Origin of the sequence: Stappia sp. MMSF_3263 (assembly GCF_030733745.1) — a bacterium.
Classification (GTDB): Bacteria; Pseudomonadota; Alphaproteobacteria; order Rhizobiales; family Stappiaceae; genus Stappia.
Window position 1 is genome coordinate 110,001 of the sequence record NZ_JASHIK010000003.1, and the last position, 26,074, is coordinate 136,074.

Consider the following 26,074-nt stretch of genomic DNA (forward strand, 5'->3'; position numbering starts at 1 on the left):
CTTCACGGCCACGCTCGTTTCCAGCGTCGTCGGCGGGATCATCGTGCTCTATGCTTTCGGCATTCCCGGCATCGCCATCATGGCGGAGACCTCGCTGCCCGGCGCGTTCGCCGGCATGCTTGCCTATTTGCCGGGCGACATCCTGAAGGCCTTCGCCACCGCGGCGATCGTCGGAGCCGTCGAGCGCGGCCGGCCGGATGCGATCCTGTCGCGCCAGTGATCCGGCCAGCATGAGCAAGGGCCGATGAGGGAACCTCGGGGGGACACTGTCTGTGCCTCACTGGAGGCGTATGCGAAGCGCGCCGGGGGCGGCACCGCGCTGTGCGACGGGCGCGAGACCCTCACCTGGCATGACGTGCTCGTGCGGACGCAGGCCGCGGAGACCGCGCTCGCGCAGGCCCGCGCCGGCCGCTTGATGCGGGTCGATGCCGGGGACCCGCTGTCGGGGCTCCTGCATCTTTGTGCCGGTGCGCGCAGCGGCCGCACGGTGCTCGTCGCCGATCCCGTTCACTGGCAGCGACACGGTGAGCGCCTGCGCGCGCAGTTCGGGCCATTTGCGGAAACGGCCTCATGCCTCGTTGCAGGAGAGGGGCCCCGCGATCCCGATGAGGCCTCGGAGAGGCCGGAGGTGCGGTTTCGGCCCGGCCCGACGCAGCCCTTCTATATCGGCCTGACGTCAGGCTCCACGGGCATGCCCAAGGCGTTCCAGCGCTCGCACCGGTCCTGGACGGCGAGCTTCCGGCTGTGTCTCGATACGTTCGGCATCGAAGAAGCTGACAGGATTTTCGTGCCCGGCGGCATCGGCCACTCGCTGCATCTGTTCGGCGCGGTGCTGGCGCTCGACAGCGGCCTGCGCCTCGACATCGCGCGCAGGTTCCAGCCGAAGGCGATCCTGCGCAGGATGCACAAGGCGGGCTCCAGCGTGCTTGTCGCGACACCCACGCAACTGCAACTGCTCGCAAGGGGCGCCGCGAGCGAGGGCATTCACCTTCCCGACCTGCGGCGTGTGCTCCTGAGCGGCGCGAAATGGCGGGACAGCGAGCGGGAGCTTCTTGCCAGGATGTGTCCGGGCGCCGAGGTGCACGAGTTCTACGGAACATCGGAGACCAGTTTCATCTCCCATCGCGTGGCCGGGGATCCGCCGGGCAGCGTCGGCCGGCCGTTCAAGGGCGTCGAGGTGGAGATCCGAGGCGCGGCGGGCGACCGTCTTGCCGATGGGGAGAGCGGTGACATCTGGGTGCGCAGCGGGTTGCTTTTCGATGGCTATGTGATGGGCACCGAACCGATGACGCGCCGCGATGGCGGCTGGATCAGCGTCGGCGATCGCGGCCATCTCGACGGCGACGGCCATCTGTGGCTCTCGGGCCGCAAGGGCCGGATGATCGTGACCTCCGGAATCAATGTCTTCGCCGAGGAGATCGAGGCCGCATTGCTGCGCCATCCCGATGTCGGACAGGCGGCCGTCTTCGGATTGGAGGATCCCTTGCGCGGGGCGCGGATCGTCGCGGCCATCCAGCCGAACGGAAGCTCCTTGCCTGACCCGCGGGCCTTGCACCGGCACTGTCTCGCCTTGCTCGAACCAGCCAAGGTGCCGCGCGCCTTTCAGTTTCTCTCCCACTGGCCGCTGACGCCGGGTGGCAAGAGTGATCTTTCGGCGATTGCCGCGCAGATCGAGCATCGGGGAACTGCCCATGACGGCGTATCTCGTCGCGCCCCGGCGTAGCCCGGTCGCCCCGCGCGGTGGTGCCTTCACCGCGCTGGAGGTCGATGCGCTGGCGGGGCCGGTGATGCGGGCCTGCCTGGCGGCGGGGGGGATCGAAGGAGGGGACGTCGGCGAGGTCATCGCCGGCAATGCGCTGTACGGAGGCGGGAACCCCGCGCGGCGGGCTGCCCTGCTTGCGGGCCTGCCCGAGAGCGTGCCGGCGATCAGCATCGACCGCCAGTGCTGCTCGGGGCTCGATGCCATCGCCCATGCGGCGCGGCTGGTCGAGGCGGGAGCGGCCGAGTGTGTGCTTGCCGGCGGGGTCGAGAGCTATTCGCGCGCGCCGATCCGGATGCGACGGCCAGCGAACGAGGGCGAAGAGCCTGCCACCTATGACAGGCCGCCCTTCACGCCGTGGCCGGAGCGCGATCCGGACATGGCCGAAGCCGCGCTGGCGCTTGCCGTGCGGTTGGGGATTGCCGAGGAGGCGCAGATCGCCTTCGCCGTTGCAAGCCATGCATCGGCGCGCCGGGCGCAGGCCTTGAAAAGCTGCGAGGGGGAGATTGTACCGCTGGAAGAGGTCGTCGCCGACCTTTTCACCCGCGATCTGTCAACGGAAACGGGGCGTCGCTCGCGCGTTCTGGCGCAGACCGGCGAGGCTCGTCTGCGTGCCGCGACGGCCGCCGTGTCGGCCGATGCGGCCGCGTTCGCGCTGGTGGTTTCCGCGGACTGGTTGCAGGCGAACCCGCATGTCGCCGCGTGCCGGATCGTCGACAGCGCGGCGGCGGGGAGCGATCCCTGCCTGCCGGGGCTGGCGCCGGTCGTGGCGGGGAAGCGGTTGCTGGCCCGGCACGGCCTCGATGCGGGATCGCTTGCCGTGGCCGAGGTGATGGAAGCCTATGCGGTGCAGGCGATCGCCTGCATCGAGGGGCTCGGCCTTGATCCGGCGCGGGTCAATCGCGGCGGCGGGGCGCTGGCGAGGGGCCATCCGATCGGCGCGTCGGGCGCGATCCTCGCCGTGCGGCTGTTTCATGAATTGCGGGGGGAGCCCGCCGGCAGTCGCGGGCTCGCCGCGATCGCCAGTGCCGGCGGTCTCGGCACGGCCCTGCTGCTTGAGCGGGCATGATGCGCGCGCATGACCGGCCTCAGCGTGGCGGATACCAGTAGCGCACATCGTCGGCGCCGCGATCGATCAGCACGAACTGGTTGGCAAAGACGCGGTAGCCATGACTCCAGCTGCCATCTGGCCAGCGCACGCGAATGACGGCGCGCTCTGCAACGCCAAGTCCGACATGGACGAAGCCGGACTGGCCGGAAGCATGGCCGCCGCCCACCTGGATCTCGCGGGTGAGGCTGCGGGCGCCGACGCGGATACTGAGTTTCGCGCCGACGGCGTTGCGGTTGGAACCGTTCTGGGCAAGGCCGACGGCGAGCCAGTTGCCGAGAGGCCTGGCCTTGTCGCCGGAGGGCTTTGCCCCGCCGAGATTGCGGAAAAGGCTCGTGGGCGCCTCGCGGTTGACGACGACCAGGTCAAGCAGCCCGTCCATGTTGAAATCGGCGAGACCGCCGCCCCGGCCGCGCCGGTCGAGGGCGATGCCTGCCGCCTCGCCATGCTCGACAAACTGTCCGCTCCATTGCTGGATCAGCAGGTTGTCCGGATCGAAGGCGGCGAAGTCGGGCATGGCCTCGACATTGCCCTTGGCGATGAAGAGATCCGACAAGGTGTCGTTGTTGACGTCCTGGAACTCGGCATGCCAACCGGTGGAGGGGCGCATGTCCTCGCCCGTATAGGGGCGGTGGGCGGTGACGCCCTTGTCGAAGGCGATGTCGCGATAGACCGGCAGCATCTCGTCCGTTTCCCGGTCGAGGGTCTGCAGCTTGGTGTCGCCCATGCTGGTCAGGGCGAATTCCGGCAGGCCGTCGCCGTCAAGATCGGTGCTGGCGATGCCCATGCCCCAGATCTTCAGGTGGCGCCAACCGTCGGCGCGCCGATAGGGCCTCGGCGGGCGTCCCTCCGGCAGGGCCCAGAGCTGCTCCTCGCCGCCGCGATAATAGTGACGATCGTTGGAAATGCGCAGGGCCTGCTCGCCGGACCGGTTCCAGTCGGTGAACAGCATGGAGAGCGCGCAATAGCCGGGTGTCAGGCGAAGCCCGTCCGAATAATCCGGTGCCCTGGACGAGCCGGCGCCGGCGTCGGAGCGAGCGCGGTGCAGGATGTTGTCGTCGCAGGTGCCCCAGGGCGATCCGGGCGCCGACCGGTCGACATAGTTGCCGAAGGCGAGGGTCGGATATGCCGCGTCCTTCTCGAAGGTCGCGGCGAAACTTGTGGTCCAGCCACGCCCGCCATCGAAGGCGAAGCGCCTGTTGGCCGGCTCGAAGCGGCAGCCGCCGATGCCCCGCAGGATCTGGTTCTCGCCGACGCGCAGGACGACAAGGTCCAGTTTTCCGTCATTGTCGACATCCAGCGGATAGGCGCCGGTGACCTGATCGAGGAGACGTCCGGGCAGTCCGGTCTCCTGTCTTTCAAAGGACAGCGAACCGCCGGCCGGGGAGGTGTTGCGAAAGAGCGCGGCGGGCGACGTGCCGCCGGCCAGAAAGAGGTCCGGCCGCCGGTCGTCATCGCAGTCGAGGATCGCGGCGCCGCCGCCGACGAAATACTCCCAGGGACCGGAATAGACATGGTCGATGCCGGCCTTTTCGGCCTCCTCGACAAAGCGCGGCACGGGGGCGGGGGCATTTTCGGTGCCGGATGCGAGGGCGGTGGAGGTCCAGGCGCCGCACAGGAGCGCGGAGGTCAGCAGCGCGGCAAGGCGGACCCGGCCTGCAGGCCGGCAAGCCGGGCGGGCGGTATCGGCGCGCGTCATTTCGGGATCTCCAGGCTGCGCAGGAAGGCGATGACCGCCTGGCGGCCGTCTTCGGGGAGCGCTGTATAGGCCTCGCGGCTCTCCCGCGCTTCTCCTGCATGGGCGCGAATGATCTCGTCGAGCGAAGTCTGGTCGGCGCGGTGGCCATAGGGTGCGGTCGAGCCGACGCCCCAGAGCTCCGTAGTGATGAAGACGTCGCGGTCGACAAAGCGCTGGCCGAGCAGTTCGTTGCCGAGGGCGGGTTCGCGGGTGTCGGCGATGCGGTGACGCTTCAGATCGCCGAACAGCGGCACGAGGACATGGCCGTTCGCATCGCGTGGCAGGGCACGCACGAAGTCGAGGGCGCCAAGGTCGATCTCCAGCGGGGCGTCGACGTCGTCGGCTCGCAGCGTGCCTGCGGTTTCAAGCGGACCTGGATCGCGAAACACGGTCGAGGCAAGCGGCAGCGCGGGGATATGGCAGGCGGTGCAGCCCGTATCGGCGAAAAGCGCCTCCCCGCGGGTTGCAGCCTCCCGCCAGACCGCGGGCAGGTCCGTCTTGCGCGACGGCGCCGGCAAGGTCGCCTGGAAGGCGACGAGAGCTGAAATGTCGGCGGCGCCGATCTCGTCGGCAATCTCGTCCCCGTCGAAGTCCGAGGTTCCGGTCCAGGCGGCGCCGAAGCGTTCCACCGCCTGGATGCCGTGATGGGAGTTGAGCGCGTTGACGGAGAACTGGCGCAGGGATCCGAAGACGCCTTTTTGCGAGAACGGGCGCAGCACGAGATCGGGATCGATGCCCTCGATCGCCGAAATGTCGAGGCTGCCGTCCGGGCTGGCGGTGATTTTGCCGAAGGAGACGCCCTTGCTGGCGAGTTCGGCGACCTGTGCCGTGCCGCTGCTACGGGCCTTTTCGAGGGCGCCGTCGCGCAGCGCCCGCAACTCCTCCGTCATCTCGCGAGCGAGAAGCTCGACCAGTCCCGCGCCGTGCAGCGCCGGAGATCCCCGTTCATTGGAGAATTGCGGATCGGTCGTGTCGAAGTCGGCACTTTCGAAGCCTTCGGAGACGAAGGCATTGGCGGTGAAGGGAGCGGCGCCGCCGATCACCGGCTCGTGGTGACAGGAAGCGCAGGCGTTGGCGTCGAGGCCGGCGAGGCGCTGGAAGTCCTGATGCGCCGGACGGCGGCGCTTTGTGGGAATGATCGCCTGGGTGGCAAGAGGTCGGCCGGCGCCGTCCGCCCGGATGAACTTGCCGGTAAAGAGTTCCTCGCCCCGCTGTTTCAGCCGGGCGATCCTCTCCGCCATCGGCATGGCCGCGATACTGGCAAGGTCGATGGGCGTCTGGAGGACCCGCTCGCTCCACAAGGGGACCTCGTCGGCGAAAGCCGGGGCCAGCGCCCCCAGTACGAGTGCTGTCGCGGCAAGCGGGCCTTTCACGGCAGAGCGGCGGGCTTTTTCCATCACGCCTGTCCTCCCACGGGCATCTGGAGCGCGCTGACGCCTGTTTCGGCGAAGACTTCGGTGTCGAGCGAATGCAGGGCGCGGGCGATGGTGCCGCGCAGGATCAGGTCTTCCTCCCAGGCGATGGCCTCGATCTCGACATCGCCGCGCAGGTCGGCGACGAGTGCCTCGTCGAGAGCGGCGAGGGCAGCCTCGCGCATCAGCGGGAAGGCATTGGAGGCGGCGCCGGTGACGACGATACGGCGCGGGTCCAGCGTCGCGATGATCCGGGCGAAGGCGTAGCCGAGCGCGGTTCCCCCGGCGCGAAAGGCGTCAAGCGCACCCGCATCGCCGTTTTCCGCGTCATTGATGAGTCCTCGGATCGTATCGCGTGCGACCGGTATCGTGCTCGGCGGCGTCTGGGGATCGAGCCTCAGCGCGTGCCGGCGAAGGGCGTAATCGCCGAGATAGGCCTCCAGGCAACCGCGCCGCCCGCAGCGACACAGCGCGCCGCCGGGGATGTGGCTGGCATGGCCGATCTCCGCGGCGGCACCCGTTTCCCCGACAAAGAGGCGGTTATTGACGAAAAGCCCCATGCCGACACCGTAGTCGACGAAGAGGACCGCGAAAGTGCCGCCATAGCGGACGGGATCGATGCGGTGCAGAGCCTCGGCGATCATGTTGGTGTCGTTTGACAACATGCAGGCAACGCCGAAGGCCTCCCGCAGGGGCGCGATCACAGGGACATGGCGCACCGCGAAGGCGGGCGACCAGGCAACGGTGCCGGCGCTGTCGTCGACCACGCCCTGGGAGGCGATGGCGATCACCGGCGGCCGGCCGATGTCATGTTTGGCCAGGAAGTTCCGGATCGTCTCGACCAGTGTCTGGCCGAAGCCTTCGGCAGTAACGGCAACGCTGTCGAAGCTTGCAGCCCCCCTGGCGATGAGCGTGCCGCCATAATCGGCCAGCGCCAGCTCGATCGTGTTGACGGAGAGCTTGACGGCGAGAATGGAGGCGGCGGCGCCATGCAGGGCAAGCAGGCTGCGCGGCCGGCCGCGCACGCCCTTTTCCCGCTCCCGCTGGCCCGGTTCGTCGACGCCCACGACAAGGCCTTCGGCGATCAGGTCGGAGGTAATCGAGGTGACCGTTGCAGGGCTCAGTTCGGTGACGCGGCCGAGATCGATGCGGGCCTGGGGGCCCTTGCGCCGCAAGGCCTGGAGAACGACCGAGCGGTTCTGCCGTCTGATCTGGTCGCGGTCGGCCTTTTGCGTCATTCCCATCCCGGTTGCCCGTCTCCGTCCCCTGGCGCGGGCAGGCCGTTGTTGGCCCGGCGGGTTTTACCCTCCTCGCGCGACGGACAGGCGGGCCGAGCGGCCGACCGGTCCATCCGTTTCAAGAAACCATGTTGACAGGCGCTTTTGTTTGGAGCAACTTTTTTTCGGACGTCGAAAAAAATAAAATTTCGTCGACGCGCCATGTCGGGACGCAATCCGGCCGGAGGGTTTTTCCGGACTGTGCCCGACAGGTTCATGATCCTTCGTTCCGCAAATGGGAGGAGCGGGGACACATCGGAGGAAACAGACATGCGCAATTTCAAACCGCTTCTTGCCGGCGCGCTTCTCGCCGCCATGACCTTTCCGGTACAGGCGCAGGACATCACCGTCGGCGTCAGCTGGTCGAATTTCCAGGAAGAGCGCTGGAAGACGGACGAGGCTGCCATCAAGGGCGCGCTCGAGGCCGCCGGGGCGACCTATGTCTCGGCCGATGCCCAGTCGTCCGCCGCCAAGCAGCTGTCCGACGTGGAAGCGCTGATCGCCCAGGGCGTCGATGCGCTCATCATCCTGGCGCAGGATTCGCAGGCCATCGGCCCGGCCATCCAGGCGGCCGCCAATGAAGGCATCCCGGTTGTCGGCTATGACCGCCTCATCGAGGACGGGCGCGCCTTCTACCTGACCTTCGACAATGTCGAGGTCGGGCGCATGCAGGCCCGCGAGGTCTTCAAGCAGGCGCCGGAAGGCAATTACGTGATGATCAAGGGGTCGCCGACCGATCCGAACGCCGACTTCCTGCGCGGTGGCCAGCAGGAAGTGCTGCAGGCGGCGATCGACGGCGGCAAGATCAAGATCGTCGGCGAGGCCTATACCGACGGCTGGCTTCCCGCCAACGCGCAGCGGAACATGGAACAGATCCTGACCGCCAACAACAACAAGGTCGACGCCGTGGTCGCCTCGAACGACGGCACCGCCGGCGGCGTGGTGGCGGCGCTGACGGCGCAGGGCATGGAAGGCATTCCGGTCTCCGGACAGGATGGCGATCATGCGGCGCTCAACCGCGTTGCCAAGGGCACCCAGACCGTTTCCGTGTGGAAGGACGCGCGCGAGCTCGGCAAGGTTGCTGGCGAAGTCGCCGTCGCGCTCGCCAAGGGCGGCACCATGGACAGCGTCGAGGGCGCCGGAAAGTGGACCTCCCCGGCGGGTACCGAGCTCACCGCCCGTTTCCTGGCCCCGATCCCGGTGACCCGCGACAACCTCTCGGCGGTCGTCGATGCCGGCTGGATCACCAAGGACGCGCTCTGCCAGGGCGTCAGCGGCGGCCCGGCTCCCTGCAACTGATATCCCCAAGCCTGACCTGCGATCCCGCCCCGGCCAGAAAGCCGGGGCGGGGCCGAGCCATGGCGGCTGAAAACCGGCACCTGACGCAGGGGCCGAGGGGTGCTACAGTCTCCAAGCGGGAGCTATTCACATGACTGATACCGCGATGTCCGAACCGAAGACGGCGGCGAGCAGGTCGGTTTTCTCCGCGCTGCAGATCGACACGCGCCTGCTCGGGATGATCGGTGCGTTCGTCGTCCTCTGCCTGGTGTTCAACGTCTTCACCGGCGGCAATTTCCTGACACCGCGCAACATCTTCAACCTGACGATCCAGACCGTTTCCGTCGCCATCATGGCGACCGGCATGGTGTTCGTCATTGTCACCCGCCACATCGACCTTTCCGTGGGCTCGCTGCTGGCGACTGTCGCCGCCGTCATGGCGATGGTGCAGACACAGGTCCTGCCCAGCGTGTTCGGCCTGGAACTCGGCCATCCGGCGATCTGGATCCTGGCCATTCTCGCCGGTGTCGTCGTCGGCGTGGCCATCGGCGCTTTCCAGGGTGCGTTGATCGGCTATCTCGGCATCCCCGCCTTCATCGTCACCCTTGGCGGCCTGCTCGTCTGGCGCAACGCCGCATGGTTCATCACCGACGGCCAGACCATCGGTCCGCTGGACGAGCGTTTCACCATGATCGGCGGCATCGGCGGCACGCTCGGCGAGACCTGGTCCTGGATCTTCGCGCTTGCGGCGGTGGTCACCGCACTTGCCTTGCAGTTCGCCTCGCGCCGGCGCAAGGCGACGCATGGCTTCCCGGTCAAGCCGGTCTGGGCGGAAATCACGCTGGGGGGTGTCGTGACAGCCGCGATCCTCGGTTTTATCGCCGTGCTCAACGCCTATGAGGTTCCGGTGCGCGTGCTGCGGCGCGATTTCGCCGCGCGCGGCCTGGAGGTGCCGGAGGGCTACACCGCTTCCTACGGCCTGCCCTATTCGGTGCTGCTGCTGATCGTGGTTGCGGTGTGCATGACGGTAATCGCCCGGCGGACGCGGCTCGGGCGCTATATCTTCGCCGCCGGCGGCAACCCGGACGCGGCGGAGCTTTCCGGGATCAACACGCGCCTTTTGACGGTGAAGGTCTTCGCCATCATGGGCGGGCTCTGCGCCCTGTCGGCGGCGGTGGCGGCCGCCCGTCTCGGCTTCTCGACAAACGACCTGGGCACGCTCGACGAATTGCGCGTCATCGCGGCCGCGGTCATCGGCGGGACGGCGCTGTCAGGCGGGCTGGGCACGATCTACGGCGCCATACTCGGCGCGCTGATCATGCAGTCGCTGCAATCGGGCATGGCAATGGTCGGCGTCGACGCTCCCTTGCAGAACATCGTCGTCGGCGTCGTGCTGGTGGTGGCCGTGCTCGTCGACATCATCTATCGCAAGCGCACGGGAGACTGAGCCATGGCAACTCCCCTCGTGCAGATGCAAGACATCTGCATCTCCTTCGGTGGCGTCCACGCGGTCGATCATGTCAGCGTCGACCTGCATCCGGGGGAAGTGGTCGGGCTGCTCGGCCATAACGGCGCGGGCAAGTCGACCCTGATCAAGGTGCTTTCCGGCGCCTACCAGTGCGACAGCGGCGAGATCCTGATCGACGGCAGGAAGGCGACGATCAACAGCCCGCGCGATGCGCGCGACTACAATATCGAGACGATCTACCAGACGCTGGCGCTCGCCGACAATCTGGACGCCGCCTCCAACCTCTTTCTCGGGCGCGAGATCGTCTCGCCGCTCGGTTTCGTCGACGATGACGCGATGGAGGCGGAGACCCGCAAGATCCTTGCCCGGCTCAATCCGAACTTCCGCAAGTTCAAGGCGCCGGTGAAGGCGCTGTCGGGCGGGCAGCGGCAGTCCGTGGCGATTGCCAGGGCCGTCTACTTCAACGCCCGCATCCTGATCATGGACGAGCCGACGGCCGCCCTTGGCGTGCAGGAAACGCAGATGGTCTCCGAACTGATCAAGGAGCTGAAGGCACAGGGGCTGGGCATCTTCCTCATTTCCCACGACATCCACGATGTCTTCGACCTCGCCGATCGTGTCGCGGTGATGAAGAACGGGCAGCTCGTCGGCACGGCGCGCACCACGGACGTGACCAAGGACGAGGTGCTCGGCATGATCATCCTTGGCAAGTGCCCGGACGGGGCAACTCCGGGACCGGGCGCCTTCTCGGAAGAGGCCGCCGCATGATGCGGCGCGGCAAATTGCGCCTCCTGAAGGGTTTTTTCGCTTCGGGCCTTCTCATGGGGGGCAAGGTTTCGTAGGCTTTGGGCCATGAACGCTCCACCGCCTGTCTCCGATGACCTGGCGTTGTTCCTCGATTTCGACGGGACGCTCGTCGAGATCGCCCGGACGCCGGACGCGGTCGAGGCGGAGGCGCGGGTGATCGCCTGCCTCGAGCGCCTGGTCGACCATCTGGACGGCGCCGTTGCCATCGTCAGCGGCCGCCCCATTCACGAGATCGACGCGCATCTCGCGCCGTTGTCCCTGCCTTGCGCCGGACTGCACGGGCTGGAGACGCGCCTGCATCCCGATGCCGGGATCGAACGGGCGCCGGTGGGACCCGAACTCGAGACGCTGAAGGCGGCGCTCTCGGGAAGCGGGCTGCTCGGGCGCGGCGTCTCGATCGAGGACAAGGGCGCGGCCATCGCCGTCCACTACCGGATCGCGCCGGATTGCGAAGAGGCCGTTTTCGAGGTGATGCGCGGGGCCATTGTCGACCTGCCCGACCTGCACCTGGTTCGCGGCAAGATGGTGGTCGAGGCCAAGCCCGCCTATCGCGACAAGGGCTGGGCCGTTGCAAGTTTCATGGACATCGATCCGTTTCGCGGCCGCACCCCGGTCTTTGTCGGGGACGACGTGACCGACGAGGACGGGATCCGGGTGGCCGAGGCGATCGGCGGCTTCGGCATCAAGGTGGGGCACGGCGACAGCCTGGCGCGGTTCCGCCTGGCCGACGTCGAGAGCGTCGCCGACTGGCTGGCGCTCGACCTTCCCGCCCATGCAACAGCAAGGAAGCCGCAGACATGACACCATCGGAGCAGCCGTCACTCGATCTGGCGATCGTCGGAAACTGCTCGGTGGCGGCGCTGATCGACAAGATGGCCCGTGTCGTGTGGATGTGCCTGCCGCGCTTCGACGGAGATCCGGTCTTCCATGCGCTGCTGGGCACGCGCGGCGCGGCCGGCGACGGGGCGTTCTCGATCGACCTGGAGAATGTCTGTCACAGCGAACAGGCCTATATCGAGAACACGGCCGTGGTCGTCACGCGGCTTTATGACGAGGCGGGAAACGCCGTCGAGATCACGGATTTCGCCCCGCGCTTCCAGACCAAGGGGCGGATGTTCCGGCCGACGGGACTGGTGCGGCGGGTACGGCCGATCGCCGGCCACCCGCGCATCCGGGTGCGCTGCCGGCCTCGTTTCGATCACGGCGCCCGCGTGCCCGAGGTGACCTACGGGTCGAACCACATGCGTTTCGTCGGCAATGGCCAAACGGTGCGGCTGACGACAAATGCCTCGATCACCTATGTGCGCGACGAGACGCCGTTCCTCCTGGACGGGCCGGTGTCCTTCTATTTCGGGCCCGACGAGAGCCTCACCCATCACCCGGAGACGCTGTGCCGGGAGTTCGAGGAGGAGACCGTCCTGCACTGGCGGTTGTGGACGCGCCGGCTGGGGCTGCCGCTCGACTATCAGGAAGCGGTGATCCGGGCGGCGGTGACGCTGAAGCTGTGCACCTACGAGGAGACCGGCGCGATCATCGCGGCGGCGACCACCTCGATCCCGGAGGCCGCGAACAGCGGCCGGAACTGGGATTACCGCTATTGCTGGCTGCGGGATGCGTTCTTCGTCGTGCGGGCCCTCAACTCGCTCTCCGAGATGGAGACGATGGAGAACTACCTCCGTTACATCAACAACATCGCCTCGAAGACCGGGGCCGATCACGTCCAGCCTCTCTATGGCATCGCCCTGGAGGAAAAGCTTGTCGAGACGACCGTGGACCTTCCCGGTTATCGCGGCATGGGACCGGTCAGGATCGGCAACCAGGCCTATGAGCATTTCCAGCATGACGTCTATGGCAACATCGTGCTTGGCGCCTCGCAGGCGTTCTTCGACAAGCGCCTGCTGCGCCAACCTGGTGTCGACGATTTCGAGCGGCTGGAGCGGATCGGCGAGCGGGCGTTCGCCATGCATGACCAGCCCGATGCCGGGCTTTGGGAGTTGCGGACACGGGCCAGGGTCCACACGTCCTCGTCGCTGATGTGCTGGGCGGCCTGCGACCGGCTCGCCAAGATCGCCCGCCAGTTCGACCGCGCCGATCGGGCGGTGCTGTGGCAGGAGCGCGCCGACACCATTCACGCGACGATCCTTGCCCGGGGCTGGAACGAGAAGGTCGGCGCCTTCGTCGAGAGCTTCGAGGGGCAGGACCTCGATGCCAGCCTGCTGCTGATCGCCGAGGTCGGTTTCCTGCCGCCGCAGGATCCACGTTTCGTCGCCACGGTCGAGCGGATCGGCGAAACCCTGAGACGCGGCAAGCATCTCTTCCGCTATCATGCCGCGGACGATTTCGGCGCGCCGGAAAATGCCTTCAACATCTGCACCTTCTGGTACATCGATGCGCTCGCCCGGATCGGCCGCAAGGACGAGGCCCGCGAGATCTACGAGACGATGCTCGCCTGCCGCAATCATGTCGGGCTGCTGTCGGAGGACACCAATCCGGCAACCGGCGAGTTGTGGGGCAATTTCCCGCAGACCTACTCGATGGTCGGCATCATCAACGGCGCCATGCGGCTGTCGGAAGGCTGGGAAAGCCTTGTCTGACGCGGGCGATACGCGCCGTTCGGTCCGCCTTTCAGCCTGCCCGACTTTCCGCCGGTCCGGCCGTGCAACCCATCTGGAGGAGCTTGATGTCCCGTCTTGTCGTCGTTTCCAACCGCGTCGGTCCGCTCAAGGACACCGGGCGCGCCGGCGGTCTTGCCGTCGCGCTCGTCGATGCGCTGACGGAGACAGGCGGGCTGTGGTTCGGCTGGAGCGGCGAGGTGTCCGAAGAGGGATCCTTCGGCAATCTCAAGCAGGCAGGAACCCGCAAGGTCGGCATGGCCACCGTCGACATGACCCAGGCCGATTATGACGAGTTCTACGCGGGGTATTCCAACAAGACGTTGTGGCCGGTGCTGCACTACCGGCTGGATCTTGCCGTGTTCGACCGCCGCCTGGAGGACGGCTACCGGCGGGTGAACGAGCGGTTCGCGACGCGGCTGCGGCCGCTGCTTGCGCCGGACGACATCGTCTGGGTGCACGATTACCACTTCCTGCCCTTCGCGGCCGAGTTGCGCGGCATGGAGGTCGAGAATCCGCTTGGCTTCTTCCTGCATATCCCGTTCCCGGCGCCGGAAGTGCTGGCCGGGCTCCCGAACGCGGCGACACTGGTGCGCCGTATGCTGGCCTATGACGTCATCGGCTTCCAGTCGCGGCGCGACGCCGCCAATTTCCGCCGCTTCGTCGTCGAGGAACTCGACGGGGTGGAGACAGGGGACGGGGAACTGGCCGTCGGCGGCCGGCGGGTGGTCGCGCGGGCCTTCCCGATCGGGATAGATGCGGCAGGCTTTGCCCGACAGGCGACGACGCCGGAGGCGCGCCGCCAGACGGGGCGTGTCGAGAAGCTCCTCGCCGGTCGCCAGCAGATCATCGGCGTTGACCGGATCGATTATTCCAAGGGCCTGCCGGAACGGTTCCGCGCCTTCGGGCGGCTGCTGGACGACTATCCGGAAAACCGGGGGCGGGTGAGCCTGATGCAGGTGGCGCCGCCCTCGCGCGCGGAGCTCGACGCCTATGCCGAGATCCGCCGCGAACTGGAGGAACTGACCGGCAACATCAACGGGCGGTTCGCCGATCTCGACTGGACGCCGATCCGCTACATGACACGCTCATTCACACGCCGGGCGCTTGCGGGCCTCTACCGGGCGAGCCGGGTGGCTCTGGTGACGCCGCTTCGCGACGGCATGAACCTGGTTGCCAAGGAATATGTCGCGGCCCAACGGGCGGAGGATCCGGGCGTTGTGGTCCTGTCGCGCTTTGCGGGCGCGGCGGAGGTGATGCCGGAAGCGCTGATCGTCAATCCGCATTCGGCCGAGGGCGTCGCGGCCAGCCTGCAGACAGCGCTGAACATGCCGCTCGACGAACGCCGGGACAGGTGGCAGGCGATCTTCGACCGGATCTGCGAGAATGACGCCTCGGCCTGGGCGCATTCTTTCCTGGAAACCTTGAGGGATACGGGGCGCCGCCGGGCCTCGTGACGACCGGACCGGCGGCCTTCGTCGCAGCGGTTTTCACGATGAACAAAAGAAAAGGGAGCGGCGATGGCCGCTCCCTCACGTCTGGTCTTGCGCCGGTTGCCTGGCCTACTCGGCGGCGTCGGCCTTGATCACGCCGCGACGGATCTGGTCTTCCTCGATGGATTCAAACAACGCGCGGAAATTGCCCTCGCCGAACCCCTCGTCGCCCTTGCGCTGGATGAATTCGAAGAAGATCGGGCCGATCACGGTCTTCGAGAAGATCTGCAGGAGGATCTTGGTCATGCCGCCATCGACGACGCCTTCGCCGTCGATCAGGATGCCGTGCTTCTTCATCCGCTCGAGCGGCTCGTCATGGCCGTGCACGCGTTCGCGGGACATTTCGTAGTAGGTTTCCGGTGGGCCCGGCATGAACTTCAACTCGTTCGCGGCGAGCCCGTCCGTGGCGCCGTAGATGTCGTCGGTGCCGACGGCAATGTGCTGGATGCCCTCGCCCTTGTACTTGCGCAGGTACTCGGCGATCTGGCTGGTGTCGTCCTTGGACTCGTTCAGCGGGATCCGGATCTTGCCACAGGGCGAGGTGATTGCCCGGCTGACGAGGCCCGTGATGCGGCCGTCGATGTCGAAGAAATGGATCTGCCGGAAGCCGAACAGGTCGCGGTAGAAGTCCCACCACTTGTCCATGTTGCCGCGATAGACGTTGTGGGTCAGGTGGTCGAGATAGTAGAAGCCGACGCCTTCCGGGCGGGGGTCGCGCTCGCCCAGCCACTCGAATTCCGCGTCATAGGCCGAGCCCTTCTCACCATAGGTGTCGATGAAGTAGAGCAGCGAGCCGCCGATGCCGACGATCGCGGGCGCATCGAGCGTCTTGTCGTCGCCGTCATAAGGCGTCGCGCCCATCTTCACGGCATGATCGAAGGCGTGCCTGGCATCGACCACGCGCCAGGCCATCGACGGGGCGCAGGGGCCGTGCTCGGCAACGAAGCGGGTGGCGTGCGAGCCGGGTTCGGCGTTCAGCACATAGGTGATGTCGCCCTGGCGGTAAAGCGTGACGGCCTTCGTCCTGTGGCGGGCGACGGGCAGGTAACCCATGCGACGGAACAGGGCGTCGAGCTTCTCCGGCTCGGGATGGGCGAACTCGACGAACTCGAACCCGTCCGTGCCGGCGGGGTTGGACTCATCGATGCTGGCGGGCGGTGCGTCGTGCGGAAACGGTCCCATTGTGTCCTCCTCAGGCGAATATCAGCAGGCCGTATCCGGCCCTTTGTGCACAGTATGCGCCCGATGCCGCGCAAGGTGCGTGCATAATGGTTGGATATTCGCTATCCAATGCACGATCCGTGCGAAGCATGAACGGGAGTTGCACGAAATGACGGAGCTGGATCCTTTCGATCTGAAACTCCTGTCCTGCCTGCAGGACGATGCGTCGGCCACAAACCAGCAGCTGGGCGAACGGATCGGCCTGTCCGCCTCGCAGGTGTCTCGGCGGCGTCAGCGGCTGGAGGAGGTCGGCATCGTTCGCCGCTACCGGGCCGACATCGACCCCGCGGCGGTCGGCTTCACCGTGGTGGCCTTTGTCGGCGTGGCGCTCAACGCCCATAGCCGCCAGAATGCCCGCCGCTTCCGCGACCTGGTGCGGGCGTTGCCGGAGGTGCAGGAGGCGCATGTCCTGACCGGGGACATGGACTATATGCTGAAAGTTGCGGTGACCGATCTGGCCGCCCTGTCGCGCTTCATCAATGACGAGCTTCTGCCGCATGACGCGGTGCGCAACGTGCGCTCCTCGATCGCGATGGAGACGCTGAAGGACGACAACCGGCTTCCCTTCGCGGAGACCGTGCGCTGAGATGCTTGCACTTTTCGGCAGTGCTTCCCATTTCCTTGCTGGTGTCAGGCGCTTCCTGACGGGTTGCCACAGGAACGGAGAGACGTGACGATGTTCGACGCGCGCAAGCTGCTTGAGGAATTCATGGGTCCGGGGACGGGGTCGGGCGGAGCCGGCGGGGCCGGCGACATGATGGCGCGCGGCAAGGACTACTTGCGTTCGAATTCCGGCGGCCTTGCCGGCGGTGCCCTGGCCGGTGGCCTTGCGGGCCTGCTGCTTGGCACCAAGGGCGGCCGCAAGCTTGGCAAGACCGCGCTGACCTATGGCGGCATGGCCGTGGTCGCCGGCCTCGCCTACAAGGCATATCGGGACTACCAGGGATCGCGCGGCCAGGCCGAGCCCCGGCAGGCTCCCGCGGCCGAACCCGTCCTGCCGCCCCCGTCGGATTCGCCGTTTGCCCCCGAACGCCAGCCCGGCGGGGAGAATGCCTTTGCGCTGACATTGCTGACCGCGATGATCTCGGCAGCGAAGGCCGACGGTCACATCGATGCGGAAGAACAGCGCCGCATCTTCGACCGGCTCGATCAATTGTCCCTCGACAGCGAGGCGAAGGCCTTCGTCATGGACGAGTTGCGGGCGCCGCTCGACATCGACCGGGTCGTTGCCGGCGCGAAGAGCCCGGAAGCGGCACTTGAGGTCTATGCCGCCTCGCGGCTCGCGATCGATCCCGACCACCCGGCGGAACGTGCCTACCTGCAGATGCTGTCGGCCCGTCTCGGGCTCGAACCCGGGCTTGTGGAGGAAGTCGACCGAGCCGTGCTGGAGGCCGGCGCCTGAGGCGCGCGGTCCGCTTTCCGCGGCTTGCCTTTGGCACCGCCAGAAGGCATCGTTCCGCTCCGGTTTGGCCTGGAGCGGAGGGGATATGCAGGACCTTGGAGAGTGGGACTATGTGATCGTGGGCGCGGGATCCGCCGGCTGCGTGCTGGCGAACCGGCTTTCCGCCGATCCGAAGGTCAAGGTCTTGCTGCTCGAGGCGGGCGGCAAGGACAACTATATCTGGATCCACATTCCGGTCGGCTATCTCTATTGCATGGGCAACCCGCGCACCGACTGGGGTTTCAGGACGGCGCCGGAGCCCGGTCTCAACGGCCGGGAACTCGCCTATCCGCGAGGTCGGGTGCTTGGTGGATGCTCGGCCATCAACGGCATGATCTACATGCGCGGCCAGGCGCGCGACTATGACGGCTGGCGGCAAGGCGGACTGGACGGCTGGGGCTGGGACGACGTGCTGCCGTTGTTCCGCCGGGCCGAGGATCACTATGCGCTCGACGACGAGATGCATGGACAGGGCGGGGAGACCCGGGTCGAGGAGCAGCGGCTTTCGTGGGACATTCTCGACGCCGTGCGCGATGCCTGCGAGGAAGTAGGCATCCCCAAGGTCGACGACTTCAATCGCGGCGACAATTTCGGCTCGTCCTATTTTCAGGTCACCCAGCGCGGCGGCGTCCGCTGGACCGCCGCCAAGGGATATCTGAAACCGGTCAGGAACCGGGAAAACCTCAAGGTCGTGACCGGAGCCCAGGTCTCCCGCCTGATCATCGAGGACGGCCGCGCGAGCGGTCTGGAACTGACGGTCAATGGCGGGCCCACACGGGCGCGGGTCGCCGGGGAGCTGGTGCTTTGCGCCGGGGCGATCGGTTCCCCGCATCTGCTTGAACTGTCCGGCATAGGCGACCCGCAGACGCTCGCCCGCCACGGCATCGACACGCTTGTCGAAAGCCGGCAAGTGGGCCGGAACCTGCAGGATCACCTGCAGATCCGCACGGTGTTCAAGGTCAGCGGCGCGGTGACGCTGAACCAGCTTGCCGCCAATCTCTGGGGCAAGGCGAAGATCGCGGCCCGTTACGCCCTGTCACGCTCGGGTCCGATGTCGATGGCGCCCTCGCAGCTTGGCGTCTTCGCCCGCTCCGATCCCGCCTTCGAGACGGCCAATATCGAGTATCACGTGCAGCCGCTGTCGCTCGACAAGTTCGGCGACCCGCTGCATCCCTTCCCGGCGATCACGCTCAGTGTCTGCAACCTGCGTCCGGAGAGCCGGGGGTCGGTGCACATTGCCTCGCGCGATCCGACGGCGCATCCCGAGATCCGGCCGAACTACCTGTCGGCGGAAGCGGATCGCAAGGTTGCTGCTGACAGCATCCGGCTGACCCGCCGGATCATGGCGGCCGAAACGATGAGCCGCTATACGCCGGTAGAGCATCTGCCCGGTCCGCTGGTGCGCAGCGACGAGGACCTGGCCCGGGCGGCGGGCGACATCGGCACGACCATCTTCCATCCGGCGGGGACCTGTCGGATGGGGACGGACGACCAGGCCGTGGTCGATGCCCGGTTGAGGCTGCGCGGTCTGGCGGGCTTGCGCGTCGCCGATGCCTCGGTGATGCCGACGATCACTTCGGGCAACACCGCGGCACCGACGATGATGATCGCCGAGAAGGCCGCCGAAATGATACGGGCCGACCGGCGAGCCTGACGGCGCCTCCGCCCCCTCGCGCATTTGTGCGCGAAAGCCGGTGCGGTTAGGATCGGCCGACGACGCGGGGGAAAACGCCTTCGCGTCGATCGCCGTTGGATGGTGGCATGAGGACATATTTCCGCAAGGCGCAACGCAACACCCTGCACGTGCTGGTGTTGTGCCTTGCGTTGCCGGTCACTGCGGGGATTGGATGGGTGACCTGGGAACTGGCTACCCGCCTGTTTGCAGCCGAGGTCGCGACCCGGGCGCAGGCGTTGTTGTCGGTCCAGTCGGCGACCCTGGAAAGCCAGCTCGACAAATTCCGCCTGCTGCCGCCACTGCTCGCCATGCGGCCGGACATTCGCGATATCATCCTTGATGGCGACCGCGTCTCGGGCGAGCGGGTGGCGGCGATCGTAGCCGGCATGGCGGGTGCCCGCGAAGTCACGTTTCTCGACACGAACGGGACGGTGGTTGCCTCCAGCCACCTGTCGTCGCGCATCGATCCGGGGCGGGAGGAGGTCGTCGATCCGATGCCGCTGGCCGAGGCGTTGCAGGGCCGCCTTGGCCGTGCCTATCGCCGCGGCACGGGTGGTGCGCCGGGCTCATATGTCTTTGCCTCGGCGGTGCGTGACGGATCGGTCGTGATCGGCGTGGTCGCGGTTCGGGTCAGCCTGGCGGAGGTGGAGCAGGCCTGGGCGCTCAGCCCTGCGCCGATCCTGGCCATCGACGAGGCCGGCGAGATCGTCGCGACCAACCGGCCGGACTGGCGTGGGCAACCGGCGAACGACCGGCTGGAGCGGCTGGGATCGGAGCGGGTGCCGCAAAGCAGCGCCGGTGCCGCCGCCGACGCCGACGCGGCTGCCACCGAAGCTGCCTATGTCCGCCTGCGGGACGTTCCCCGGCGAGGGCCCTTCCTGATGATGACCCGCACGCTGCCGGTTCTGGACTGGCGCATCGCGGCACTGGCCGATACCGCCGATGCCCGTTCGCAAGGCGACAAGGTGGCGGCGATCGCCGTGCTCGTCTGTCTGCTGATGAGCGGCATCGCCTGGGTGGCGGCTGAGCGCCGCGTCGCGGTGATGCGGCGGATGCGCGAGGACCGGCTCTCGGCGCTGCGGCTGGAGCGCAAGGTACGACTGCGCACACGCGACCTGTCGGAAGCAAATGCCCATCTTGCGCGGGAAGTGGCCGAGCGCGAGGCGGCGGAGGCGGAATTGCGGCTGATGCAGGCCGATCTGGTGCAGGCGGCGAAGATGGCGACGCTCGGCCAGATGTCGGCCGCGCTTTCCCACGAGTTCAACCAGCCGCTCGCAGCGATCCGTTCGAATGCCGACAATGCCAAGCTGTTCCTGGAGCGCGACATGGGTGAGCGGGTCGAGGCCGGGCTCGACCGGATCATCGCGATGGTCGAGCGCATGGCGGAGATCTCCCGCGTGTTGAAAGGCTTCAGCCGGCGAGCGGGCACGGACCTGAAGGCAACGGCGCTGAAGCCGGTGATCGACGAGACGGTGATGCTCCTGTCGCCACGCGTAAAGCAGGGCGGCGCGCGCCTGGAGGCGAGGCATCTCGACGGGGCGCTGCAGGTGATCGGCGGGCATGTGCGGCTGGAGCAAGTGGTGCTCAACCTGGCCGCGAATGCGCTCGATGCGGTTGAGGATCGCGTCGACGGCGTCGTCACCATCACGACACGCATGGAGGCGGGACAGGCGGTGATCGAGGTGCGCGACAACGGGCCGGGCGTTGCGGAGGAACTCCTCGGCAAGGTCTTCGACCCGTTCTTCACCACAAAGGATGTCGGCAAGGGGCTGGGCCTCGGGCTCTCGATCGCCTACAAGATCGTCCACGATTTTTCCGGAAGCCTGAGCGTCGGCGCGGCGGAGGGTGGCGGCGCGGTCTTCACGGTGAGGCTGCCGCTCGTCCAGGGGCTGAGCGACGCCGCGCAGTAGCGGGCCGACCGGACGGCCATCCGGTCCTGCGATCGCTGGGGAACAAGATATTCATGGACAAGGCAAGGGTACTGCTGGTCGACGACGAGCCGGATCTGCGCGAGGCACTGAGCGAGGGACTGGAGCTCGCCGGGCATTGCGTCTCGACTTTTTCCGGGGCGTCGGGCGTCATCGGTCATCTGGGCCGTGATTTCTACGGCGTACTGGTCACCGACATCCGGATGCCGCAGAGCGACGGGCTGGAACTGATGCGCAAGGCGCTGGAGATCGACGCCGCATTGCCCGTGATCCTGATCACCGGCCATGGCGACGTGCCGCTCGCCGTTCAGGCGATGCGCGCGGGCGCCTATGATTTCATCGAGAAGCCGTTTCCGGTGAACCGCCTGTCCACGGTCATCGAGCGGGCGCTGGAAAAGCGCCGGCTGGTACTGGAAAACCGGGCCCTGCGCGAGCAACTGGCCGACCGTTCGGGAATGGAGGGCCGTCTCGTCGGCCGCTCGCCGCCGATGGAGCGGCTGCGCCGTCTGGTGGGGGCGCTCGCCGGTACGGATGCGGACGTGCTGATCATCGGCGAGACAGGCGCCGGCAAGGAGGTGGTGGCGCGGGCCCTGCACGAGGAAGGGCACAGGCGCAACGGGCCCTTCGTTGCGCTCAATTGCGGCGGGCTGCCGGCGGAGATCATCGAGTCGGAGTTGTTCGGCCACGAGAAGGGCGCCTTCACCGGCGCCGCGCGCCAGCGGATCGGCAAACTGGAGCATGCCCATGGCGGGACGGTGTTTCTCGACGAGATCGAGTCGATGCCGCTCGACCTGCAGGTCAAGCTGCTCAGGGTTATCGAGACGCGCAGCATCGAACGGCTCGGATCCAACGCCTCGATCCCGCTCGACGTCCGCTTCCTGGCGGCGACCAAGGAGGACCTGGAGGCGGCGGGAAACAGCGGCCGTTTCCGCAAGGACCTGTTCTACAGGCTCAATGTGGTCACGCTGGAGATCCCGCCGCTCAGGGCCCGCAAGGAAGACATTCCGTTGCTGTTCCACCATTTGACGCGCGAGGCGCGGGCCCGCTACCGCCGGGAGATCCCCGATGCGAGCACCACCTATATCGCGACGCTTATGGCGCGCGACTGGCCGGGAAACGTACGCGAGTTGCGCAATGTGGCCGACCGGTTCGTGCTCGGGCTGGAAGCGCTCGACCCGCTGGAGGCGGAGGTCGGGCGGAGCCTGTCGGAGCGGGTCGCCGCCTATGAGAAAGCGGTGATCGCGGAGGAGCTGGCCCGCAACGAAGGCAGCCTGAAGGCCACCTACGAAGGTCTCGGCCTGTCCCGCAAGGCGCTCTACGAGAAAATCCGCCGGCACGGGCTGGAGCGCGACGGGGCGTCCGGCGAGGAGGCGGGAGCGGCCGACATATAGCCGCCATCGGCACGGCCTATGTGTCGTCCTCCACCCATTGCCGTGGATCGATGTGTCGGAATCTACCCATTCGACGTGGATGACCGGATCGGCGATATTGGCGGATGCCTTGAAATGCGCCGGTTTGCCCATGTTCGGGGCACGTGGCACGACTGTTGCAATCATTTGGACGCGACTGGTCCGGCGCCTTGCCGGACCCCATTGCCGCGCGCGCTGCGCCCGGCCAAACATGTCTGGGAGGACATCCATGAAGAAGTTCGCAACGGCCGCAGTCGCGGCCGCATGTTTCGCATTCTCCGCTCCGGCGCTTGCCGATTGCGATGATGGCGAGATGGTCATCAAGTTCAGCCACGTGGTGGCTGCGACCGGTCATCCCAAGGGCGATGCCGCGACGATGCTCGCCAATCGCGTCAACGAGGAGATGAACGGCAAGGCCTGCATGCAGGTGTTCCCGAACTCCCAGCTTTTCGATGACGACAAGGTCATGGAAGCGCTGCTTCTCGGCGACGTCCAGCTGGCGGCGCCGTCGCTGTCGAAGTTCGAGGCCTACACGCTCAAGTACCGCCTCTTCGACCTGCCGTTCCTGTTCAACGACCTGTCGTCGATCGACCGCTTTGCCGTCTCCGACGCCGGCAAGGGCCTGCTGAACTCGATGACCGATGTCGGTTTCGTCGGCCTTGGCTACTGGAGCTCGGGCATGAAGCAGTTCTCGGCCAACAAGCCGCTGCTGGTGCCGAGCGACGCGGCCGGGCTGAAGTTCCGCATCCAGACCTCCGACGTTGCCGAGGCGATGATTTCGGCCATGGGCGCCAACGCCCAGAAGCTCGCCTTCAAGGAAGTCTACGGCGCGCTGCAGACGGGCGTGGTCGATGGCCAGGAGAATTCCTGGTCGAACATCTACACGCAGAAGTTCTTCGAGGTGCAGGACGGCATCACCGAGACCAACCACCAGCTTCTCGCCTACCTGCTGGTGACGTCCGATGAGTGGCTGAACGGTCTCGATGCCGACGTGCGCGAGCAGTTCCTGACCATCGTCAACGACGTGACGATGGCGGCCAATGCTGAGGTCGCGAGCAAGGAAGCGGCCAACCGGCAGAAGATCCTCGACGCGGGCAGCGAGATCCGCGTGCTGAACGCCGAGCAGCGCAAGGCCTGGGTCGATGCCATGAAGCCGGTCTGGGACAAGTTCCGCGGCGACATCGGCGAGGACCTGATCGAGGCGGCGCAGGCTTCGAACAGCGCCAGCTGAGTGATGAATGGGCTTTCCCGGAAGGCACCGCCCGAGGCGGGCGTCCTCCGGGAGCCATGACGGGGTGACAGGACCGGACATGGCCGGCGGCACAGACCGCCGGGGCCATGCCCGGTCCGGCCCTGATGACGTTCCCGACAAAAGAGAAAATTGGGGGGAAGCGATGCAACGCGTCGACAACTGGGTCACGCGCTTCGAGGAGAACGTGATCGCGTTCCTGCTCGCCGCGATGACCATCGTCTCCTTCACGCAGGTGGTGGCCCGCTACGGCTTCAATTCCGGCTGGACCGGAGCGCTTGAGTTCACCCGCATCCTGTTCGCCTGGCTGATCCTGTTCGGCATGAGCTACGGCGTGAAGATCGGCGCCCACCTTGGCGTCGATGCGATCATCCGGCTGTTTCCGGCGCCGGTGTTCAGGGCCATCGCGGTCTTCGGCGCGCTTTGCGGCGTCGCCTATGCCGTGATCCTGCTTTACGCCGACTGGCTGCAGATCTTCGGCATCGAGACGCGGGGCGGGGCGATCGACTACTGGTCGCGCATGTTCAAGATCGGCATCGGTCTCGACGACCTGCGCTATCCCGAGCTCATTCAGGAAATGTTCGGCACCAAGGAGCGTGTCCAGCGCTGGATCGCCTATCTGATCCTGCCGGTGGGGCTTGCGCTGTTTGCCTTTCGCTGCATTCAGGCGGCCGTGCAGATCATTCGCGGAGAACGCGAGATGATGATCGCCGCCCACGAAGCGGAAGAGCTTGTCGCCGAAAACAAAGACGTCCTGAAAGACTAAGAGGCAGCCATGGAAGCCGGTGTTCTGTTCATCATGGTTCTCGGGCTGCTGTTTCTCGGCGTCCCGATTTCCATCTCGCTGGGTCTGTCCAGCATCCTCACGATCGCATTCTTCTCGCAGGACTCCATGTCCTCGGTGGCGCTGCAGCTGTTCACGGCCTCGCAGAACTACACGCTGCTCGCGATCCCGTTCTTCATCCTCGCCTCGACCTTCATGTCGACGGGCGGCGTCGCGCGGCGCATCATTCGCTTCGCGATCGCCTGCGTCGGCCATCTGCGCGGCGGCATGGCCATTGCCGCGGTGTTCTCCTGCATGCTGTTCGCCGCGCTTTCCGGCTCCTCGCCGGCAACCGTGGTGGCAATCGGCACGATCGCCATCGCCGGCATGCGGCAGGTGGGCTACACCAAGGAATTCGCGGCCGGCGTGATCGCCAATGCGGGCACGCTGGGCATCCTGATCCCGCCGTCGATCGTCATGGTCGTCTACGCAGCGGCAACGGATGTCTCCGTCGGGCGCATGTTCCTTGCCGGTGTCATTCCCGGCCTGGTCGCCGGCCTGATGCTGATGATCGCGATCTATGTGAACGCCCGCATCAAGAACATGCCGAAGCAACCCTTTGCCGGTTTCGGCGAGATGAGCTCGGCGGCGGGCGAGGCGGCGTTCGGCCTGCTGCTGATCATCATCATCCTGGGAGGCATCTATGGCGGCATCTTCACGCCGACGGAGGCCGCGTCCGTCGCCGCTGTCTATGCCTACCTGATCGCGATCTTCATCTATCGCGACATGGGTCCGCTGAAGGGCGTGCCGATGCGCAGGGATGGCGAGAGCATTGCCACGGCAATCGGCCGGAACCTGTGGCTCACGGTGGTGTATTTCTTCCCCGCCTGCGTCCATGCGGACACCCGCAAGGCGCTCACCGACGCGGCGAAGACGACGATCATGCTGATGTTCATCATCGTCAACGCCCTGCTGTTCGCCCATACGCTGACGGCGGAGCGCATCCCGCAGGCGATCACCGACTGGATGATCGGGGCCGGATTCACCTGGTTCACCTTCCTGATCGCGGTCAACGTCCTGCTTCTGATCGGCGGCCAGTTCATGGAGCCCTCGGGCCTGCTCTTGATCGTCGCGCCGGTGGTGTTCCCGATCGGCATGGCGCTGGGCGTCGACCCGATCCATCTCGGCATCATCATGGTGGTGAACATGGAGATCGGCATGATTACTCCGCCGATCGGGCTTAACCTGTTCGTCACATCGGGAATAACGGGAATGAGCCTGATCCAGGTCGTAAGGGCGGCCGCGCCCTTCGTCCTGATCCTGTTCATCTTCCTGATCCTCGTGACCTACGTGCCGGCCCTGTCGACCTGGCTGCCCTATTGGCTGATGGGCCCGGAGATCGTTACCCGGACCGGCTGATGCCCCACCCGCGCACT

General features: G+C 66.7%; 21 protein-coding genes (1 of these 21 running past the window's edge). 17 read left to right on the forward strand and 4 right to left on the reverse strand.

Features of this window, described 5'->3' with window-relative positions; translation table 11 throughout:
• The 3 genes in view from RBB46_RS05165 to RBB46_RS05175 are tightly spaced (at most 24 nt apart) and all read left to right on the forward strand, a layout consistent with a single transcriptional unit that may run on beyond the window.
• Window positions 1–220, forward strand: the final stretch of a protein-coding gene (locus tag RBB46_RS05165; protein WP_306027828.1) for a biotin transporter BioY. Its footprint begins 338 nt before the window's first position; the window shows 220 of its 558 coding nt (coding positions 339–558); the start codon falls outside the window, past its left edge; its stop codon occupies window positions 218–220.
• A gap of 24 nt (window positions 221–244) precedes the next feature.
• Window positions 245–1,723 carry an AMP-binding protein gene (locus RBB46_RS05170; protein WP_306027829.1) on the forward strand — a complete coding sequence of 493 codons (1,479 nt, stop codon included), beginning with the start codon at window positions 245–247 and terminating at the stop codon, window positions 1,721–1,723.
• Window positions 1,692–2,828, forward strand: coding sequence for a thiolase family protein (locus RBB46_RS05175; protein WP_306027830.1), 1,137 nt, complete (start codon window positions 1,692–1,694; stop codon window positions 2,826–2,828). Before RBB46_RS05170 ends, RBB46_RS05175 begins: the two co-directional genes overlap by 32 nt.
• A gap of 19 nt (window positions 2,829–2,847) precedes the next feature.
• Here the strand turns inward: RBB46_RS05175 and RBB46_RS05180 are convergent, their stop codons facing one another.
• Genes RBB46_RS05180 through RBB46_RS05190 form a run of 3 tightly spaced genes read right to left on the reverse strand, consistent with a single transcriptional unit; the run spans window position 2,848 to window position 7,255 of the window.
• Entirely contained in the window at window positions 2,848–4,566 is a 1,719-nt protein-coding gene (locus RBB46_RS05180; protein WP_306027831.1) for a CRTAC1 family protein, read from the reverse strand.
• Window positions 4,563–6,002 (reverse strand): di-heme oxidoredictase family protein, encoded by a 1,440-nt coding sequence (locus tag RBB46_RS05185; protein WP_306027832.1) that lies wholly within the window; start codon window positions 6,000–6,002, stop codon window positions 4,563–4,565. Before RBB46_RS05185 ends, RBB46_RS05180 begins: the two co-directional genes overlap by 4 nt.
• Window positions 6,002–7,255: an ROK family transcriptional regulator gene (locus RBB46_RS05190; RefSeq protein ID WP_306027833.1), complete on the reverse strand. Its 1,254-nt coding sequence runs from the start codon at window positions 7,253–7,255 to the stop codon at window positions 6,002–6,004. The genes RBB46_RS05185 and RBB46_RS05190 overlap by 1 nt, the downstream gene beginning before the upstream one ends.
• A 309-nt stretch (window positions 7,256–7,564) precedes the next feature.
• On the opposite strand from RBB46_RS05190, the gene xylF reads away from it, so the two are divergent.
• From xylF to RBB46_RS05220, 6 genes are all read left to right on the forward strand, one after another.
• Window positions 7,565–8,593, forward strand: coding sequence for a D-xylose ABC transporter substrate-binding protein (gene xylF / locus RBB46_RS05195; RefSeq protein WP_306027834.1), 1,029 nt, complete (start codon window positions 7,565–7,567; stop codon window positions 8,591–8,593).
• A 130-nt stretch (window positions 8,594–8,723) separates the two neighbouring features.
• Window positions 8,724–10,019 (forward strand): sugar ABC transporter permease, encoded by a 1,296-nt coding sequence (locus RBB46_RS05200; protein ID WP_306027835.1) that lies wholly within the window; start codon window positions 8,724–8,726, stop codon window positions 10,017–10,019.
• Between the two features lie 24 nt (window positions 10,020–10,043).
• Entirely contained in the window at window positions 10,044–10,808 is a 765-nt protein-coding gene (locus RBB46_RS05205) for an ATP-binding cassette domain-containing protein (RefSeq protein ID WP_336623137.1), read from the forward strand.
• Between the two features lie 84 nt (window positions 10,809–10,892).
• On the forward strand, window positions 10,893–11,648 hold the full coding sequence (gene otsB, locus RBB46_RS05210) for a trehalose-phosphatase (protein WP_306027837.1): 756 nt from the start codon (window positions 10,893–10,895) through the stop codon (window positions 11,646–11,648).
• Window positions 11,645–13,441, forward strand: a complete 1,797-nt coding sequence (locus RBB46_RS05215) for a glycoside hydrolase family 15 protein (protein ID WP_306027838.1) — start codon at window positions 11,645–11,647, stop codon at window positions 13,439–13,441. The genes otsB and RBB46_RS05215 overlap by 4 nt, the downstream gene beginning before the upstream one ends.
• An 86-nt stretch (window positions 13,442–13,527) precedes the next feature.
• Window positions 13,528–14,916 (forward strand): trehalose-6-phosphate synthase, encoded by a 1,389-nt coding sequence (locus RBB46_RS05220; RefSeq protein ID WP_306027839.1) that lies wholly within the window; start codon window positions 13,528–13,530, stop codon window positions 14,914–14,916.
• 105 nt (window positions 14,917–15,021) lie between these two features.
• Here RBB46_RS05220 and hppD read toward each other — a convergent pair whose 3' ends face one another.
• Window positions 15,022–16,134 carry a 4-hydroxyphenylpyruvate dioxygenase gene (hppD, locus tag RBB46_RS05225; protein ID WP_306027840.1) on the reverse strand — a complete coding sequence of 371 codons (1,113 nt, stop codon included), beginning with the start codon at window positions 16,132–16,134 and terminating at the stop codon, window positions 15,022–15,024.
• 148 nt (window positions 16,135–16,282) lie between these two features.
• Here hppD and RBB46_RS05230 point away from each other — a divergent pair, with 148 nt between their 5' ends.
• The 8 genes from RBB46_RS05230 to RBB46_RS05265 all read left to right on the forward strand — a co-directional run bounded on the left by RBB46_RS05230 (window position 16,283) and on the right by RBB46_RS05265 (window position 26,057).
• Entirely contained in the window at window positions 16,283–16,759 is a 477-nt protein-coding gene (locus RBB46_RS05230; RefSeq protein WP_306027841.1) for an Lrp/AsnC family transcriptional regulator, read from the forward strand.
• Window positions 16,760–16,849: 90 nt separating this feature from the next.
• The gene (locus RBB46_RS05235) at window positions 16,850–17,575 is read left to right on the forward strand and encodes a tellurite resistance TerB family protein (protein ID WP_306027972.1); all 726 of its coding nucleotides are present in this window, start codon (window positions 16,850–16,852) and stop codon (window positions 17,573–17,575) included.
• Window positions 17,576–17,660: 85 nt separating this feature from the next.
• Complete coding sequence (locus RBB46_RS05240) at window positions 17,661–19,268, forward strand: GMC family oxidoreductase (RefSeq protein ID WP_306027842.1); 1,608 nt, start codon at window positions 17,661–17,663, stop codon at window positions 19,266–19,268.
• A 107-nt stretch (window positions 19,269–19,375) separates the two neighbouring features.
• Window positions 19,376–21,199: an ATP-binding protein gene (locus tag RBB46_RS05245; RefSeq protein ID WP_306027843.1), complete on the forward strand. Its 1,824-nt coding sequence runs from the start codon at window positions 19,376–19,378 to the stop codon at window positions 21,197–21,199.
• Between the two features lie 53 nt (window positions 21,200–21,252).
• Complete coding sequence (locus RBB46_RS05250; RefSeq protein ID WP_306027844.1) at window positions 21,253–22,608, forward strand: sigma-54 dependent transcriptional regulator; 1,356 nt, start codon at window positions 21,253–21,255, stop codon at window positions 22,606–22,608.
• Between the two features lie 247 nt (window positions 22,609–22,855).
• On the forward strand, window positions 22,856–23,857 hold the full coding sequence (locus RBB46_RS05255; protein ID WP_306027845.1) for a DctP family TRAP transporter solute-binding subunit: 1,002 nt from the start codon (window positions 22,856–22,858) through the stop codon (window positions 23,855–23,857).
• Between the two features lie 163 nt (window positions 23,858–24,020).
• On the forward strand, window positions 24,021–24,641 hold the full coding sequence (locus RBB46_RS05260) for a TRAP transporter small permease (protein ID WP_306027846.1): 621 nt from the start codon (window positions 24,021–24,023) through the stop codon (window positions 24,639–24,641).
• 9 nt (window positions 24,642–24,650) lie between these two features.
• Window positions 24,651–26,057, forward strand: a complete 1,407-nt coding sequence (locus tag RBB46_RS05265) for a TRAP transporter large permease (RefSeq protein WP_306027847.1) — start codon at window positions 24,651–24,653, stop codon at window positions 26,055–26,057.
• The last annotated feature ends 17 nt before the right edge of the window (window positions 26,058–26,074 follow it).

Excerpts from the sequence above, each read along its gene's own strand:
- RBB46_RS05170 (WP_306027829.1), top strand. The coding sequence starts at position 245 with ATGAGGGAACCTCGGGGGGACACTGTCTGTGCCTCACTGGAGGCGTAT.
- RBB46_RS05175 (WP_306027830.1), top strand. The coding sequence starts at position 1,692 with ATGACGGCGTATCTCGTCGCGCCCCGGCGTAGCCCGGTCGCCCCGCGC.
- RBB46_RS05180 (WP_306027831.1), bottom strand. The coding sequence starts at position 4,566 with ATGACGCGCGCCGATACCGCCCGCCCGGCTTGCCGGCCTGCAGGCCGG.
- RBB46_RS05185 (WP_306027832.1), bottom strand. The coding sequence starts at position 6,002 with ATGGAAAAAGCCCGCCGCTCTGCCGTGAAAGGCCCGCTTGCCGCGACA.
- RBB46_RS05190 (WP_306027833.1), bottom strand. The coding sequence starts at position 7,255 with ATGACGCAAAAGGCCGACCGCGACCAGATCAGACGGCAGAACCGCTCG.
- xylF (WP_306027834.1), top strand. The coding sequence starts at position 7,565 with ATGCGCAATTTCAAACCGCTTCTTGCCGGCGCGCTTCTCGCCGCCATG.
- RBB46_RS05200 (WP_306027835.1), top strand. The coding sequence starts at position 8,724 with ATGACTGATACCGCGATGTCCGAACCGAAGACGGCGGCGAGCAGGTCG.
- RBB46_RS05205 (WP_336623137.1), top strand. The coding sequence starts at position 10,044 with ATGCAAGACATCTGCATCTCCTTCGGTGGCGTCCACGCGGTCGATCAT.
- otsB (WP_306027837.1), top strand. The coding sequence starts at position 10,893 with ATGAACGCTCCACCGCCTGTCTCCGATGACCTGGCGTTGTTCCTCGAT.
- RBB46_RS05215 (WP_306027838.1), top strand. The coding sequence starts at position 11,645 with ATGACACCATCGGAGCAGCCGTCACTCGATCTGGCGATCGTCGGAAAC.
- RBB46_RS05220 (WP_306027839.1), top strand. The coding sequence starts at position 13,528 with ATGTCCCGTCTTGTCGTCGTTTCCAACCGCGTCGGTCCGCTCAAGGAC.
- hppD (WP_306027840.1), bottom strand. The coding sequence starts at position 16,134 with ATGGGACCGTTTCCGCACGACGCACCGCCCGCCAGCATCGATGAGTCC.
- RBB46_RS05230 (WP_306027841.1), top strand. The coding sequence starts at position 16,283 with ATGACGGAGCTGGATCCTTTCGATCTGAAACTCCTGTCCTGCCTGCAG.
- RBB46_RS05235 (WP_306027972.1), top strand. The coding sequence starts at position 16,850 with ATGTTCGACGCGCGCAAGCTGCTTGAGGAATTCATGGGTCCGGGGACG.
- RBB46_RS05240 (WP_306027842.1), top strand. The coding sequence starts at position 17,661 with ATGCAGGACCTTGGAGAGTGGGACTATGTGATCGTGGGCGCGGGATCC.
- RBB46_RS05245 (WP_306027843.1), top strand. The coding sequence starts at position 19,376 with ATGAGGACATATTTCCGCAAGGCGCAACGCAACACCCTGCACGTGCTG.
- RBB46_RS05250 (WP_306027844.1), top strand. The coding sequence starts at position 21,253 with ATGGACAAGGCAAGGGTACTGCTGGTCGACGACGAGCCGGATCTGCGC.
- RBB46_RS05255 (WP_306027845.1), top strand. The coding sequence starts at position 22,856 with ATGAAGAAGTTCGCAACGGCCGCAGTCGCGGCCGCATGTTTCGCATTC.
- RBB46_RS05260 (WP_306027846.1), top strand. The coding sequence starts at position 24,021 with ATGCAACGCGTCGACAACTGGGTCACGCGCTTCGAGGAGAACGTGATC.
- RBB46_RS05265 (WP_306027847.1), top strand. The coding sequence starts at position 24,651 with ATGGAAGCCGGTGTTCTGTTCATCATGGTTCTCGGGCTGCTGTTTCTC.